The following is a 15,300-nucleotide window of genomic DNA, read 5'->3' as shown; positions in this document are numbered from 1 at the left end:
GATGGCTTTCTTGAGGGCGGTTCAAGTGGAGATGTTGAAGATCCGGAAGTCGAAGATGATTTGGATTACCCTAGCTGTCTTTACGATGGCACCTATGATGGCAGGATTCTTTATATTTGTACTAAAGAACCCAGCGCTTGCGAAAAGTTCAGGATTGATTGGGGATAAAGCCCAGATTTTCGGTGTAGCAGATTGGCCCACCTATCTGAGTATGCTGGCACAGATCATTGCGGTGGGAGGGATTCTGGTATTCGGCTTTGTGACAAGCTGGGTATTTGGCAGAGAATACGCAGATCGGACCATCAAGGATCTTTTGACCTTGCCGACACACCGCATGATCATCATCCTGGCAAAGTTTTTAGCTGTAATGTTAACGAATTTATTGCTGAGCGTCTATATAGTCCTGCTGGGAGTGAGCATCGGATTCTTTATCCAACTGCCGGAATGGTCTTTGGAAATGGTGTTGGACAAAGGTTTTGTATTGGTGGCTACGACGCTTCTTACTTTGGCACTCAGTGCACCGCCTGCTTTTTTGGCCTGCTATGGCAGAGGCTATTTAGCGCCCATAGGTTTTATCCTCTTCATGGTGGTGCTCGCCCAAGTTATTGCGGCAGCCGGCTATGGAGCATTTTTCCCTTGGGCCGTTCCAGCCATATTCAGTGGAATGGCTGGAACGGAGACGGCACTCGGAGCCGGCAGTTTCTTTTTGGTTCTTTTCACGGGCTTCATCGGCTTGGCAGCCACCGTTTCATGGTGGTTGTATGCAGACCAGCATTGAGAAGTTAAAATCGGCAAAAAAGGGTATGAAACATAGAAGAGGTGATGACATGGATGAGTTAGCAGAAACGGCCATCAATCGAATTGAAAAGGTATTCGGTATTTATCCGGGCTACCGGCGAGCCCATGCCAGAGGAAAAAGTTACAGGGCGATTTTTACAGCGACGGGTTCGGCCAACCATTTGACGACAGCACCGCATTTTCAACAAGGAGAGAGCAGCGCGTTTGTGCGCTTTTCACATTTTTCTCCAGATCCGACATGGGCTGATGCCATGTCGCCAGTCAAAGGAATGGCGGTCCAATTTCGTTTGCCGAACGGGGAAGCCACCAATATTGTAGGTGTCACGTCTCCTATTTTCTTTGCTAAAACACCTGAAATCTTTACCGAGATGCTTGGTGTCGTCAATTCGTTCAAGAAAGGAAAGCCCAGCTTAAAGGAGCTTGCTGGTTTGTTGGCTGATTATCCTGAAAGTGGAGCAATGATCGACAACATCCGGAAAATGCAGGCACCAGCTAGTTTTGCCACTGGCCAGTACCATTCGATCCATGCGTTTTATTTTACCAATCAAGACGGCCAGCGTCAGCCGGTCAAGTATTTATGGGAACCGGAAGAAGGGGTGGAGACATTATCACCGCTTGATGCGGTTGCCTTGCCGGTCGGCTTTTTTGAAGCGGATATAGAAGACAGAATCGCACAAGGTCCGGTGAACTTCCGCTTGAATGTGATTTTGGGAGAGCCGGGAGACCCCACCGATGATCCGACAAAAGAATGGCCAGAAAACCGGGAGAAGATAACGATCGGCTATTTGTCGATTACAGAAGAAGCGCCGGAAGCAGACCAAATTGTCTTCGATCCTACACTTGTTACAGAAGGCATTGAATGCTCAGAAGACCAGATCCTCAACTTCCGACACGATGCCTATCGAATTTCCCATCAACGAAGAATGTCTGAGACGTAAAAAACGCACAGCCCAACTTAATGGGCTGTGCGTTTTCTGTATCTCAGTAGAGTTTCCCTTGTCGATAAATCACGGTCGAGAGCCGTGTAACGGCATGGATAAAGCAGTTTTGGCGGAGGGCATATGGATCTCCATAATATTGCGGAAGCATCATGTCCATGGTTTCCTGCATTTTTTCAATCAATAACCGGTAAACTTCTGCTTCTGTATAGAACTGGGTTTCACGGCCTTGCAGCCATTCGAAATAAGAGACGATAACCCCACCGGCATTTGCCAGAATGTCAGGGATGACGACGATACCTCGTTCATTCAGGTATTCATCAGCCTCAGCTGTCGTCGGTGCATTTGCACCTTCAATGATGATCCGTGCCTGGACATCTTTCATATTGTCTTCACGAATCTGGTTTTCCAACGCTGCCAGAAGCAGCACGTCAACAGGCAATGTGACGAGAACGTCCCGTTCTTTTATTTCTGCTTTGATGCTGGCGCTTTGCAGTTGCTCTTCAGTCGATGGCAAATCTCCGCGATTGGTTTTGGTGAATTCGATCAATGCGGGGATGTCCAGTCCATCTTCGTTATAGAGTGTGATGTTGCGGTCGCTGACGGCGACGATTTTATGGTCGATTAGAGGACATTTATAAGCTTCGAGAGCTGCAACAGAGCCCACGTTTCCGAAGCCTTGAACGGCCATCTTCAAGGGACGGTCGTATAATTCCAATGTCGTTTTTGCAAAAGGATTATCGCTGTTGGACAGCAGTTGTTGGTTTGCTTTCACGTAATCGTGGAGCAGATAACGGAACGTAAAGTAGACGCCTTTCCCGGTCGCTTCCCGTCTTCCGAGAGAACCGCCATTGACGACACTTTTACCGGTGAAGCTTCCAAGGTAAGGAGTGCCGTGATGGACTTTCTTATATTCTGCCATCATCCAGTCCATTTCCCGTTCGCCCGAACCCATATCCGGTGCAGGAATATCTTTATCGGGACCGATGACATCGGCAAAATAACGGACATACTTTCTGGAAATAAGATTCAACTCTTTTTCCGAGTACTCGCGTGGATTAAGCACAATGCCGCCTTTGCCGCCGCCAAACGGCACTTTATGAAGGGCATTTTTCAAAGTCATCAGAAATGCGAGATTAATGACTTCTTCTTCGTTGACGCTTTCGTGAAAACGGATGCCTCCTTTATAAGGACCCATCGCATCGTTATGCTGCGCGCGGAAGGCAGGAATTCGTACCACACTTCCATCATCCAAAGGCACCCTCAGGAAAGCTTTATGTATTTTGTCGGGGGTGGAGAGAATGGCGCTTAATGAAGAAAAAGCTTGTTTTCGATCCGTCAAACCGGGTAGGAACGAATCATTTTCAAGCAATGCATCCAATGATTCCTGAATGATTTTTTTTGTTTCTTTCTGCATATTCGGAACACCTCCAAGTATATTGTCTAATTAACCTATACCCGCTCTATGTCTATTTAATCAATAAGAAAAACCGTCTTCAGGAATCTCCCGAAGACGGCTGGTGTTTATTTTTTGTTTTTCATCAAATGCAATTCCTGATTTAAGGCTTTGAATAAAGCGAATACCATTAGGATAATCACAAAGGAGAAAGGCAATGCCGCAATGATGATGGTGTTCTGCACCGCCGTTAAGCCGCCGACAGATAGCAGGATAGCCGCCACCATCGACTGGGCAATTCCCCAAAGAATCTTAATTTGATTGCTTGGCACTAATGAACCGCGCGTTGATTGCATTCCCAGTACAAAGGTAGCTGAGTCGGCTGATGTAATGAAGAATGTACTGACGAGCAGAATGGCGACTATCGACATGACAAAACCAAAAGGCAGCTCATTGAACATTGCGAATAGCGTTTGTTCGGTCGGAAAAGCTGTTAAATCAATTCCGCTTTTCTGAATGTTGATGGCTGTTGTACCAAAAGCAGCAAACCAGATCGATCCAAAGATTGTTGGAGCTAGCACAACGCCGGCCAGAAACTCACGGATGGTACGACCTTTTGAGATGCGGGCAATAAACATACTGACAAACGGGGCCCAAGAAATCCACCAGGCCCAATAGAAAATGGTCCAGCCATCGAGCCAACTGCGGTTTTCCGCATCCAAGGGTGCAGATTGGAAGCTCAAGCTGATCAGGTTCTGAATATACGCCCCAAAAGTTTCAGTAAACAAGTTCAAAATCAAAATCGTTGGACCTAATATAAGGACTAGGGCAAGTAAAACGATAGCCAACACCATATTGGTATTAGACAGGTACTTGATGCCTTTGTTCAGTCCTGACCACGCAGAAATGATGAACAGTATGGTTACAACGCCAATAATAATCATCTGTACCCAGTATTCCTGTGGGACTCCAAACAAGTAGGAAATGCCTCCGTTAATTTGAGCAGCACCAAAGCCGAGTGATGTTGCTACACCAAAGACTGTAGCAAAAACAGCCAGGACGTCAACAAGCGTTCCTAAGGGACCGTTCATCTTGTCACCGAAAATCGGCTTCAATGTTGATGAAATTAAAGCAGGCTGGCCTTTTCTGAATTGGAAAAAGGCTAACGACAGTGCGACCATTCCATACATCGTCCAAACATGGATGCCCCAGTGATAATAAGAACGCTGGAGAGCTTCCTTGAAAGCTGCGTCTGATCCAAGTTCAGCTGTTGCAGTTTGAACAGCGAAATGGGATAAAGGCTCTGAAGCACCGTAAAAGACGAGGCCAATTCCCATGCCGGCTGAAAATAACATGGAAATCCAAGTAAATGTCGAAAATTCCGGACGATCTGAGTCTTTGCCTAAACGGATTTTACCGTAAGGGCTGACCATGATTATGGCGACAAGAATCAGCAGAATGGCCATGATCATTAAGTAATACCAGCCAAATGCTGTATTGATATAGTTCCGAATGTTTCCAGTGGCAGTTTCAAAGGTTTCAGGCGCGATAACGCCAAAAGCTACAGTTAAGATAACCAGTGCAAATGTGATGTAAAAGACTTTCGAAGCTTTATTCATAATTCCTCCTAAAGTAATTTTTTTAACATAGTTGTTAAGGTTACCTAAAAGCTTCCGCATAGTCAACCGGAGAAAGGAATGTGTGGGCTATTAATTGTCCCATTCCTTCAGTTGTTCTTCTTCTGCCACAACACGCAGGTCGTCGCCGGTTATGGTCAAGACTTGGTAGTCTGATGTTTCTGCATAACGCTCTGCTTCTTTTTTGATGAATTTAGGCGAGCCATCGGTTTCTTCGTCATAGATGATCAGGATGCCGTCGGAATTGCGCAAGAAGAATTTGTTTTTCTCGATAAACTGCCAGGGAGCTTCATAGGGTTTACTGGTTAGGCTGCGATGGAAATCAGCTTTGTCGAGGATCATCCGGTAATGTTCCTGTTTTTTTTCGTTCCATCTTTTTTCCTGCTCCAGAAATGGTGTAAGCACGGCATATTTCAATGCCGGGAACTCCTCTTTCATTTCTAAAACCACTTCTGCAGCCCAAGTTTCAACACCGAGTTGCCCACTTACAATCACCCACTCCAACCCTTCATCCACTAAAGCGCGAAAGCGGTTTTCCAAAGCTTTTTTAATAAAACGGATACCTGGACTCTTTTCATCGAAGATCCCGAGTTCATGTTGTTTATAGCCGGTGACAACTAATCGTTTCAACAATCTATCCACTCCTTTTCAAGGATTTGCAATCTAAGTCTACCGTATAGCTAATGGATTGAATAGCCGATTCAAGTATTCCGTTTAGTGAAGAAAGTAAAATGAAGAGGACATCGCACAGGAAAACCTGGATGAAAACAAGGTTTCAGCAGTGAGGCATTAAAACGGAATATTTATTCCCTTGTGAGGGAATATGTTAAGGTACGGACATAAAAAAAGAGACTTCAATCAGTAAGATAAAGGAGTGTATAAAATGGTCAGCTTGGAGGATGTAAAAAAAGCGCAGCAGGAAATTCGCGGTACGATCCATCGGACACCGATTTTAACGTCTTCACTGCTCAATGAACGCTGTGGAATGGAGATCTTTTTAAAAGCGGAGCATCTGCAGAAGACAGGTTCTTTCAAAATACGGGGAGCCACAAATGCTGTGAAGCAGGCAGTTGCAGATGGTGCGCGCTCTATTACCGCGGCGTCATCCGGCAATCATGGGCAGGCAGTCGCTTATATCGCAGGACAGTTGGGCGTTCCGGCGGTGATTGTCGTTCCTGAGGATGCCAATCGAGCAAAAGTGGAAGCGATAAAAGCCTACCAGGCTGAAGTGGAATATTGCGGACTGACGTCTGCTGATCGAATACCGAGAGCCAAGCAATTAGCTGAAGACAATGGAGGTGTCTATATTCCTCCCTACGATCATCCTGCTGTCATCGCCGGGCAGGGAACGATTGGGTTGGAGATTTTGGAGCAGCTGGAGGATGTGACTGTCATCGTCGTACCGGTTGGAGGCGGCGGCTTGATTGGAGGAATTCTTTCAGCGGTAAAAAGGAGTAAGCCGGAAGTCCGAGTTATCGGAGTTGAACCGGAGACTGCTGATGATACGTTTCAGTCACTTCGAAAAGGGAGGATCACCTCCATTTCCGACACTTCGACCATCGCGGACGGTTTGCGCACTTCGCAACCGGGTGATTTGACCTTTCCCATTTTGAAAGACAAGTTGGATGAGCTGGTCCTGGTTTCTGAAGAAGAGATAAAAGAGGCGTTCCAATTTTTACTGGAACGTACAAAGCAACTAGTAGAACCTTCTGGTGCAACAGGCTTAGCCGCAGTGATGGCAGGCAAAGCCGGTAAAGCAAATGGCAAAGTGGCAGTCGTCCTATCAGGAGGAAATGTCGATCTGCATCAGATTCCTCTTTTTTTGAAAAACTGAATCCATGGATGAGCGCTAAGTATTAAAACGGACAGAAGCAGTATGAAGCTGAAAACCCGATAAGAAATGACAGGCAGGCTGATCGGTGGCTTATGGGAGTAGATCAGCCTGCTTTTATCATAGAAATCGTTCCTTGCATTCCACGTTTGAAAACGGTACCATAAATTTAAGTATTCTGAACATACTAACTAGTTAGTATGGAAACGATATCATCAGTCAGGGGGATGGAAGATGAACGTAATGGATTTATTCAAATTGGATGGGAAGACAGCGATTATAACAGGTGGAGGCCGTGGTCTTGGGGCCATGATGGCGGAAGCTTTTGCAGAGGCAGGGGCAAACGTCGTCTTATGTTCGCGGAAGGTGGAAGCTTGCCAGGAAACGGCAGCTAAGTTGGACGGAATGGGTGTCGGTACGCTGGCACTGGCTTGCGATGTCACCAATCCCACTGATGTAGAGATGGTCGTTCAAAAAACGCTTGAGAAATTCGGTACTATCGATATTCTGGTCAATAATTCCGGTGCCACCTGGGGAGCACCGGTTGTCGATATGCCACTGGATGCATGGAAAAAGGTCATGGACGTCAATGTAACGGGAACATTCCTGATGAGCCGAGAAGTAGGAAAGGCGATGATCGAACAAAAGAGTGGGAAAATCATCAATATTTCTTCGGTTGCCGGACTAGGGGGAATTGACCCGACGTTGATGGACACCATCGGCTATAACACCAGCAAAGGTGCGGTCATCACTTTTACGAAAGATCTGGCTGCCAAATGGGGTCAGCATAATATTAACGTCAATGCCATTGCCCCGGGGTTCTTTCCGACCAAAATGTCGAAAGTTGTAATGGAACAAGGGCAGGAAGGCTTGCTTGCCCAAACACCTTTGAACCGCTTTGGCACAGAAGAGGATTTGAAAGGGACGGCTTTGTTCCTGGCATCAAAAGCTTCAGACTATATAACCGGTGATGTTGTTGTCGTCGACGGCGGCATGCACGCTCTCTAAACTACGGCAAAATGGATGGCGGGGAATGACCATGAAAGCGGAAATCAAACAGAAAAGTATTCTCCTGTTTGAGGAAAGAGGATTCAGTGAAACATCGATACAGGATATCGTCCAGGCCTTAGGGGTGACGAAAGGAACTTTCTACTATTACTTCACCAGTAAGGAACAATTGCTGATGGACATTCATTTGGGGTATATCGATGATTTGCTGGAGCATCAGGAGAAGATTCGGCGAAAGCAGCTGAGCAATCGGGAAAAACTGACGCAGATTATCGCTTTATTGATTATCGATATTGCAAACCACGGACCAAGCGGAAAAGTATTCTTCAGGGAAATGCGCCACCTTTGCGAAGACAACGCATTGGAAGTTAAGGGGAAGCGTGAAAAATTTCGGAAAAACCTGGAGGAAATTATAAGTGATGGGATGGTTCAACATGAATTTCGGCAAGGACTGCAACCGGATATCATCGCTTTCGCTATTTTAGGCGTCACTAACTGGAGTTACCAATGGTTCAATCCAGCTGGAGGAATTTCAGCTGATCGCCTGGCTGACATATACAGCGATTTGATTTTGAACGGCATCGTTTAATGTGCAGAGGAGGAAAGGGTAATGGTACATGAAATCCCAGTGAAAGTACGTTTTAGTGAAACAGACGCATTGGGCCATATCAGCAATATCAGCTATTTTATTTATCTGGAAGAAGCAAGGACTGAATTTTTCGCAGATTTGGGATTTGGGCGTGACATCAATAACTGGAAAATCATTCTTGCTTCAGCTTCCTGCGATTTTGTCAGCCAAGGTTATTACAATCAAAAATTAGTCGTCCAAACGGCAGTCAGCAGAATCGGCAACTCGAGTTTTCAGGTGGTACATGAAATTAAAGATGCTGAAAGTGGGGAACTGGTAGCAAAAGGGCAGGCAAGTGCGGTTCATTTCAACTTCAAAACCCAAAAAAGCGAAGTTCTACCGGAAGCCAACCGCCAGCTGCTTGAAAAGCATCTACTGAAGGAGGCAAGTCCACATGGAAACTAAAATCTCGGGTTATAAAGGGGCGGCTTTTCTGTACCAACCGTCCGAGCGTTTTTTTACCCCGGAAGATTTTACCGACGAACATCGCTTGATCGCTAAAACAGCCAAGCGCTTTCTCGAGAAGGAAGTGCGGCCGAACAACGAGGACATTGAAAACCAAAATTTCGGTTTGGTCAAAGAGCTTTTGGGAAAAGCAGGAGATTTAGGATTGCTTAGCCATAGTATTCCGGAGGTATATGGCGGCCTTGGCCTGGACAAGATCAGCAAAGGGCTGGTCGGGGAGTCGCTTGGTTCAGCTGGAGGCTACGGCGTGGCGCATTCCAACCATACGTGTATTGCGACGTTGCCGATCACTTATTTCGGAACGCGAGAGCAAAAAGAGAAGTATTTGCCGAAGCTGGCTTCAGGCGAATTTATCGGGGCTTACTGCCTGACGGAACCAGGAGCAGGGTCCGATGCACTATCTGCGAAAACGACAGCCAAGCTCAATGAAGCGGGTACTCACTACTTATTGAATGGAACGAAGATGTTCATCACCAATGCGGCTTTTTCCGATACGTTCATCGTTTACGCAAAAGTGGATGGCACGGCTTTCACGGCTTTTATTGTAGAGAAAGATCACCCCGGCCTGTCGCTTGGACCTGAGGAACAGAAGATGGGCATTAAAGGTTCTTCGACACGTTCGGTCATTTTTGAAGACTGCCAAGTACCGGTAGAAAACTTGCTTGGTGAAATCGGGAAGGGTCACGTCATCGCGTTGAATGTCTTGAATTTGGGCCGCTATAATTTGGGGTCTGCCTGCATGGGTGCGGCAAAATACGGCTTGGAGCTGGCACTGAAATACACCAGCGAGCGCCGCCAGTTCGGCAAAACAATTGCTGAATTTACGGCGACGCAGGAAAAATTAGCAGATATGGCGCTCCGCATCTATGCTTCTGAATCACTGCAGTACCGGACTGCCGGATACCTGGAAGATGCACTGGGCGGCCTATATGAATCGGAAGATCAGGGCCTGATCGCCAAGCAGCTGATGGAATACGCGGTCGAATGCGCAGTCTGCAAAGTGTATGGCTCGGAAACGCTCGATTTTGTAGCGGACGAAGCACTTCAATTGCACGGTGGCTATGGCTTTATCAAGGAGTACAAGGTGGAGCAAATGTACCGGGATTCACGGATCAACCGGATTTTTGAAGGGACAAATGAAGTGAACCGATTGCTGATTCCTGGAAACCTGTTGAAGCAGGCGGCTAAAGGAAAGCTCCCATTACCACAGCTCACAGCGACGGCGATCGAAGAAATGAAGGCTCCTGCGGCTACAGGCGACTCGCCTATTTCCCGGGAAATAGAAGCCGTCCAGGCAATTCGCCGCATTTTCCTGTTCTGTACCGGTGTTGCCTATGAAACATACGGCAATGGACTTGGCGAAGAGCAGGAAACATTGATGGCATTGGCGGATATCGCCATCGCTTTGTATGCTTTGGAATCGGCAGTGATGAGAACGGCTAAAGCTATTGAAACAGGCGGACACGCACAGAAAGTGCTGATGGCACAGGCGTTGACGGGCGATACATTGCTCGAAGTGGAGATGGCAGCCCGCAAAATGATGCAGGCAGCTTCTGCTGAAAACCAACTGGGACGCAATACCGTAGCTGTGACAAACGAATTGAGCCGGCTGCAGCGCGGCAGCATGGACAAAGTAAAACGGCAGATTGCAAAAAATCTATTGAATGCGGAACAATACATCTATTAGGGGGATTACTGATGAAAGTTATAAAATTTGAAGAATACGGCGGTCCTGACGTCCTGCAATTCGTAGAAGCTGAAAAACCGGATCCGGCAGCTACAGAAGCCATCATTGAAGTAAAGGCGATCGGCATCAATTACGCGGATACGGCAAGACGGGAAGGGAAATATGTAGTCCCGACAGAACTGCCTTATATTCCAGGTTCCGAAGTGGCCGGTGTTATTGTAGAAGTCGGTAAAAATGTAGACAAGTTTAAAGTGGGCGATCGCGTCGTAGCACTGATCGGCTCTGCAGGATACGCGGAATATGCCGCGGTCGACCATAGTGTCTTGACGGAAGTTCCGGAAGGCGTCGATTTTGACCAGGCTGTTGCCCTGCCGCTGCAAGGGTTAAGTGCTTATCATATATTGAAGACGATGGGCCGCCTTGAAAAAGGGGAAACCGTACTGATCCATGCTGCAGCAGGAGGTGTCGGGGCGATTGCCGTGCAATTAGCCAAGATTTTCGGCGCCGAAAAAATTATTGCAACGGCCAGTACCGAAGAAAAGCTGTTTCATGCACAAAAAATGGGTGCAACTCATTTGGTGAACTACACGGAAGAAGGCTGGGTCGATAAAGTGAAAGCGATCACCGACGGAAAAGGCGTGGACCTGGCGCTTGAAATGGTTGGCGGTGAAGTGTTCAATAAAACGATAAAATGTTTGGCCCCGTTTGGCCGCCTTGTCATATTCGGAGCAGCCAGCGGAGAACAAGCCACTTTCAATCCTGGCCAGTTAATGCGCAAAAACCAGTCAGTCATCGGTTTTTTTCTTCCTCAAATTATGCGTTATCCGGAGTTATTCCAGCGGAGCTTCGGTGAATTGTTAGCCTATATGAAGAGCGGAGAATTGATTTTGACGATTGGCGGAACTTACCCGCTTGCAGAAGCAGCTAAAGCACATCAGTCACTGCAAGGACGAAAAACCATCGGGAAGCTGGTGCTGAAGCCGTGACCCGACATTTGTCGAATGAAGGAATCGAAGCTGCCGCCATGCTGGAGAAGCTTGGAGTGGAAGCGGTTCGGATAGAGCTGCCTTTCCGGTTAAATCATGTCAATTGCTTTATGGCGGAAAATGAGCAAGGGTGGACGGTCATCGACGCTGGATTAAACAATGACAATACGAGAGCCTTGTGGGAACGCAAGCTGGATGGCAAGAAAGTCACTGACTTATTGGTGACCCATTATCATCCTGACCACTTTGGCTATGTGGGCGGATTACAGGAAAAGACGGGTGCGAAAGTTTGGATGACGGAAGTAGATGCGCAAGCAGGAATGGCTGCATGGGCAGATCCTTTTTTGGAAAGCATTCCCGGCAACTACCGGACTTCGGGAATTCCTGAAGAACAATCGATGCAGATGACACAAAATACAGAGGAATTCAAACCGCTTGTTTCACCGTTGCCGCAAATTGGAGAATATTTGACAGAAGGGGATCTTGTCCAGATTGGCCGTTTCGACTACCGGGTTATTTTTACGCCCGGACATTCGGACGGCATGATTTGTTTTTACAATGAAGAGCAAAAAACATTGTTTTCTGCAGATCATATCCTGCCGAAAATTACACCCAATATTTCGTATTGGTTTCATGGTAATGCCGATCCTTTAGCTTCATATCTCGATTCCTTAAAAAAAGTCAGGGAATTGGATGCTGAATTTGTTATTCCGTCTCATGGGAAACCATTTTACGATGCCAATCAGCGAATCGATGAACTTTTAGCTCATCACGATGAGCGGCTCGATGAAACGCTTGAAACCATCAAGAAGCCGCTGAGTATTATTGGAGCATGCGAAAATTTATTTCAGCGGCCTCTGACTGTCCATGAAATGCGGTTTGCAGTTGGAGAAACACTGGCACATCTGGAAAACCTGCGCCATAGACAAGAATGCACGCGTGAAATGGTGGACGGTATTTGGCTTTATGAAAAAGTATAGAAGAGGGGTGCAGAGATGAAGATTTTGGTTGTGGGTGCAGGAGCAATAGGTGGTTACTTTGGTGGCCGCTTACTGGAAAAAGAGGAAGATGTCACATTTCTCGTGAGGGAAGGCAGAAAAAAGAAGCTGCAGCAAACTGGCTTGAAAATTCAAAGCAAACATGGCGATCTGCAACTGAAGCCCAAACTGATAACCAAAGAAGAACAGAGTCCACCGTTTGATGTCATTTTGATCTCCACTAAATCTTATCAGCTTGCGAATGCGATAGAAGATGTACAGCCGTTTGTCGGTCCGCAAACGATGATTCTCCCTCTATTGAATGGTATGGCACATTTACAGCCATTGATTGAAGCATTCGGAGAAGAACGAGTCATTGGCGGACTATGCTTTGTCGAAACGACTTTAGCAGAAGACGGAACAATCGTTCAGACAAGCCCCATCCATCAATTGGTATATGGAGAACGGACAGGTGGGCAGACAGATCGTATCAGGAAATTGGAACAATCTTTTACAGGAACCAAAGCGGAATTTCTCAAGAGCGATAACATCAATCAGGAGATGTGGCATAAGTATTTGTTCATCACTGCGATGTCCGGAATTACTTCAATGATGGAAACGCCTATCGGACCGATACGGGATCTTGAAACAGGGCAGCACACGATTCAGGCATTTTTGGAGGAGCTTGCAGTCATCATGGAAAAAATCGATGCACCGATCCAGACAGGAATCGTTGACGTGCAACTGAAGCGGATCAACAGTATGGATGCAGAAATGAAGTCTTCCATGCAGCGGGATATCGAAAAAAGGCAGCCTACAGAAGCCGAACATTTACAAGGATACCTGCTGGGCAAAGCACAAGAAATGAAAGTTTCAGTTCCTGTCCTTGAAGTCATTTACACAAAACTGATGTTATATGAACAAAAGATAGCCAAAGGGGAATGAGAAGGAAAAATGTGGCTGTTGACCGTGCGAAAAAATGGACCTTTCTAACTGTGGAAAGCGGCCCAGCAGTCAATTAGACCGGCCTGATATAATGGAGATAAATGAATAATTTTTGGAACATTTACATTATTGCGACACTCCTCTATGATTGACATACAAGTGATTTGTAGCGCTTGCAAAAAAAGAAAAGGGGTTGAGATTGTGAATGCAATTGCATTGGCCGCCATTGGAATTTTTATTTTTATACTGGGATATCGCTTTTATTCCAAATTTATAGCTGAAAATATTTTTAGGCTTGATCCGAACTATGTCACTCCGGCACATCGTTTTAAAGACGGTGTGGATTTTGTCCCGACCAACAAATTCGTTCTATGGGGACATCACTTCACTTCCGTCGCTGGGGCTGCTCCGATTTTAGGGCCGGCGATTGCTGTGTATTGGGGTTGGCTGCCTGCAGTGTTATGGGTAGTGCTCGGTACCGTTTTTGCTGCAGGTGTCCATGATTTCGGGACATTGGTCTTGTCGGTCCGGAACAAAGGGCAATCCGTCGGAACGCTTGCGCACCGCTTGATCGGCCAGCGCGGGAAGATTTTGTTCCTGTTCATTATTTTGATTCTGGTTCTGATGGTCAATGCGGTATTCGCCTGGGTAATTGCTAATCTGTTCATTTCTTACCCTGCCAGTGTCATACCTGTATTCATCCAGATTCCGTTAGCGATTTGGATTGGCTACGCAGTATACAGAAAAAATAAGAAGATGTTGATTCCTTCACTGGTCGCTCTGGCAGTCATGTACATAACGGCTATTGTTGCCAGCCAAGTAAGCTTTATGCAGATTGACCTTGTTCAATACATGGGCGGAGAAGATGGAGCTGGGTTATTCGGTCTCGGGGCGATCTCCACAGCCTTCTTTATCTGGATTATCGTGTTGATGATCTACGTCTACATCGCTTCTACTTTGCCAGTTTGGAAACTGCTCCAGCCGCGTGACTTTATCAACTCCCATCAATTGATTGTTGGACTCGGAATTCTTTATCTCGGTCTATTGTTTACTAATCCTGAGATTACAGCGCCTGCAACTAATCCAGACGCGGATATTTCCTGGTTCCCGTTGCTGTTCATCACAATTGCTTGTGGAGCAATATCCGGTTTCCATGGCTTGGTATCATCAGGAACTACGTCAAAACAACTGGATAAAGAAACCGATGCACGTTTCGTCGGTTATTTAGGAGCAGTGGGTGAAGGGGTTTTGGCATTGATTTCAATTATTGCCGTTATCACCCTATTCCCTGACCGCGAGTCATTCTTTGCAACTTACAGCAGTTTTCAGGCTTCCAACGGAGCAGGTTTAGGTGCCTTTATCGAAGGAGCCACCAATTTGGCTCAAGGCTTGTTGATTCCTTCTGAAGTCGCTTCAACGATTGTTTCTATCATTGTCGTATCATTTGCCGCCACAACTTTGGATACTTCAGTTCGTTTGATGCGCTATATCATTTCGGAATTGGGCGTGGAGTATAAGATCCCATCTCTTGAAAAAAAACATGTTGCCACAACAATCGCTGTTGGGGCAAGTGCTGCACTGGTGCTGCTTCCTGAAGGGCCAAATGGCTTTGGTTCAGGTGGTTACCTGCTATGGCCGTTATTCGGTACAGCCAATCAGCTGCTCGCCGGCATCAGTTTACTGTTGATTTCCATCTGGCTGCGGAAGCTTGGGCGAAATTACATGATCACCATCATTCCGATGATTTTCCTGATGTTCATGACGCTTTGGGCGATGTTCCAGCAGGTCTTCCTGCAATGGGCATGGTATGCTGACCAGCCAAGTATGCTGCTGTTCATCTTTGGTGCCATCATCTTCGTCTTTACACTTTGGATTATCCTTACAGCTATTCAGGCATTGCTGAAGAAAACAGATCCTGATTTTTCAGGAGACGAATAAATCAAAACTTCAATTAGTGGGAGACTCTTTCCGCTGGCGGGGTAAAATAGATAGGCGGCCAAGGGA

At 46.5% G+C, this 15,300-nt stretch carries 14 protein-coding genes; 11 read left to right on the top strand and 3 right to left on the bottom strand.

The genetic code is table 11. The features are described from left to right. Position 1: 1 nt before the first annotated feature. Positions 2-778, top strand: coding sequence for an ABC transporter permease (locus tag Q0785_RS10320; RefSeq protein WP_298829430.1), 777 nt, complete (start codon positions 2-4; stop codon positions 776-778). Positions 779-827: 49 nt separating this feature from the next. Continuing rightward, positions 828-1,736, top strand: a complete 909-nt coding sequence (locus Q0785_RS10315) for a catalase family peroxidase (protein ID WP_298829429.1) — start codon at positions 828-830, stop codon at positions 1,734-1,736. 43 nt (positions 1,737-1,779) lie between these two features. Here the strand turns inward: Q0785_RS10315 and Q0785_RS10310 are convergent, their stop codons facing one another. From Q0785_RS10310 to Q0785_RS10300, 3 genes are all read right to left on the bottom strand, one after another. Then, complete coding sequence (locus Q0785_RS10310; RefSeq protein WP_298829427.1) at positions 1,780-3,153, bottom strand: Glu/Leu/Phe/Val dehydrogenase; 1,374 nt, start codon at positions 3,151-3,153, stop codon at positions 1,780-1,782. Positions 3,154-3,260: 107 nt separating this feature from the next. Further along, complete coding sequence (locus Q0785_RS10305) at positions 3,261-4,751, bottom strand: BCCT family transporter (RefSeq protein WP_298829425.1); 1,491 nt, start codon at positions 4,749-4,751, stop codon at positions 3,261-3,263. A gap of 90 nt (positions 4,752-4,841) precedes the next feature. Continuing rightward, positions 4,842-5,402 (bottom strand): DUF1273 domain-containing protein, encoded by a 561-nt coding sequence (locus Q0785_RS10300; protein WP_298829423.1) that lies wholly within the window; start codon positions 5,400-5,402, stop codon positions 4,842-4,844. A gap of 250 nt (positions 5,403-5,652) precedes the next feature. Here Q0785_RS10300 and Q0785_RS10295 point away from each other — a divergent pair, with 250 nt between their 5' ends. The 9 genes from Q0785_RS10295 (at position 5,653) to Q0785_RS10255 (ending at position 15,234) form a co-directional block, all read left to right on the top strand. Further along, positions 5,653-6,603, top strand: a complete 951-nt coding sequence (locus tag Q0785_RS10295; RefSeq protein WP_298829421.1) for a threonine/serine dehydratase — start codon at positions 5,653-5,655, stop codon at positions 6,601-6,603. Positions 6,604-6,834: 231 nt separating this feature from the next. Beyond that, positions 6,835-7,608: an SDR family oxidoreductase gene (locus tag Q0785_RS10290; protein ID WP_298829419.1), complete on the top strand. Its 774-nt coding sequence runs from the start codon at positions 6,835-6,837 to the stop codon at positions 7,606-7,608. Between the two features lie 31 nt (positions 7,609-7,639). Next, positions 7,640-8,197, top strand: a complete 558-nt coding sequence (locus Q0785_RS10285; RefSeq protein ID WP_298829801.1) for a TetR/AcrR family transcriptional regulator — start codon at positions 7,640-7,642, stop codon at positions 8,195-8,197. A 21-nt stretch (positions 8,198-8,218) separates the two neighbouring features. Beyond that, positions 8,219-8,641, top strand: a complete 423-nt coding sequence (locus Q0785_RS10280) for a thioesterase family protein (protein WP_223637328.1) — start codon at positions 8,219-8,221, stop codon at positions 8,639-8,641. Further along, positions 8,631-10,388: an acyl-CoA dehydrogenase family protein gene (locus tag Q0785_RS10275; RefSeq protein WP_298829415.1), complete on the top strand. Its 1,758-nt coding sequence runs from the start codon at positions 8,631-8,633 to the stop codon at positions 10,386-10,388. The genes Q0785_RS10280 and Q0785_RS10275 overlap by 11 nt, the downstream gene beginning before the upstream one ends. An 11-nt stretch (positions 10,389-10,399) precedes the next feature. Continuing rightward, positions 10,400-11,374 (top strand): quinone oxidoreductase, encoded by a 975-nt coding sequence (locus Q0785_RS10270; RefSeq protein WP_298829414.1) that lies wholly within the window; start codon positions 10,400-10,402, stop codon positions 11,372-11,374. After that, on the top strand, positions 11,371-12,354 hold the full coding sequence (locus tag Q0785_RS10265; protein ID WP_298829412.1) for an MBL fold metallo-hydrolase: 984 nt from the start codon (positions 11,371-11,373) through the stop codon (positions 12,352-12,354). The genes Q0785_RS10270 and Q0785_RS10265 overlap by 4 nt, the downstream gene beginning before the upstream one ends. Before the next feature lie 15 nt (positions 12,355-12,369). Further along, positions 12,370-13,296: a ketopantoate reductase family protein gene (locus tag Q0785_RS10260; protein ID WP_298829410.1), complete on the top strand. Its 927-nt coding sequence runs from the start codon at positions 12,370-12,372 to the stop codon at positions 13,294-13,296. Between the two features lie 201 nt (positions 13,297-13,497). After that, positions 13,498-15,234 (top strand): carbon starvation protein A, encoded by a 1,737-nt coding sequence (locus tag Q0785_RS10255; RefSeq protein WP_298829408.1) that lies wholly within the window; start codon positions 13,498-13,500, stop codon positions 15,232-15,234. The last annotated feature ends 66 nt before the right edge of the window (positions 15,235-15,300 follow it).

The organism is uncultured Planococcus sp. (assembly GCF_947501725.1).
GTDB lineage: Bacteria > Bacillota > Bacilli > Bacillales_A > Planococcaceae > Planococcus > Planococcus donghaensis_C.
Note: the sequence above shows the minus strand (reverse complement) of the source record. Positions and strands in the feature narration are given on the sequence as shown.

Coding starts and splice junctions, on each gene's coding strand:
- Q0785_RS10320 (WP_298829430.1), top strand. CDS start 2: ATGGCTTTCTTGAGGGCGGTTCAAGTGGAGATGTTGAAGATCCGGAAG.
- Q0785_RS10315 (WP_298829429.1), top strand. CDS start 828: ATGGATGAGTTAGCAGAAACGGCCATCAATCGAATTGAAAAGGTATTC.
- Q0785_RS10310 (WP_298829427.1), bottom strand. CDS start 3,153: ATGCAGAAAGAAACAAAAAAAATCATTCAGGAATCATTGGATGCATTG.
- Q0785_RS10305 (WP_298829425.1), bottom strand. CDS start 4,751: ATGAATAAAGCTTCGAAAGTCTTTTACATCACATTTGCACTGGTTATC.
- Q0785_RS10295 (WP_298829421.1), top strand. CDS start 5,653: ATGGTCAGCTTGGAGGATGTAAAAAAAGCGCAGCAGGAAATTCGCGGT.
- Q0785_RS10290 (WP_298829419.1), top strand. CDS start 6,835: ATGAACGTAATGGATTTATTCAAATTGGATGGGAAGACAGCGATTATA.
- Q0785_RS10285 (WP_298829801.1), top strand. CDS start 7,640: ATGAAAGCGGAAATCAAACAGAAAAGTATTCTCCTGTTTGAGGAAAGA.
- Q0785_RS10280 (WP_223637328.1), top strand. CDS start 8,219: ATGGTACATGAAATCCCAGTGAAAGTACGTTTTAGTGAAACAGACGCA.
- Q0785_RS10275 (WP_298829415.1), top strand. CDS start 8,631: ATGGAAACTAAAATCTCGGGTTATAAAGGGGCGGCTTTTCTGTACCAA.
- Q0785_RS10270 (WP_298829414.1), top strand. CDS start 10,400: ATGAAAGTTATAAAATTTGAAGAATACGGCGGTCCTGACGTCCTGCAA.
- Q0785_RS10260 (WP_298829410.1), top strand. CDS start 12,370: ATGAAGATTTTGGTTGTGGGTGCAGGAGCAATAGGTGGTTACTTTGGT.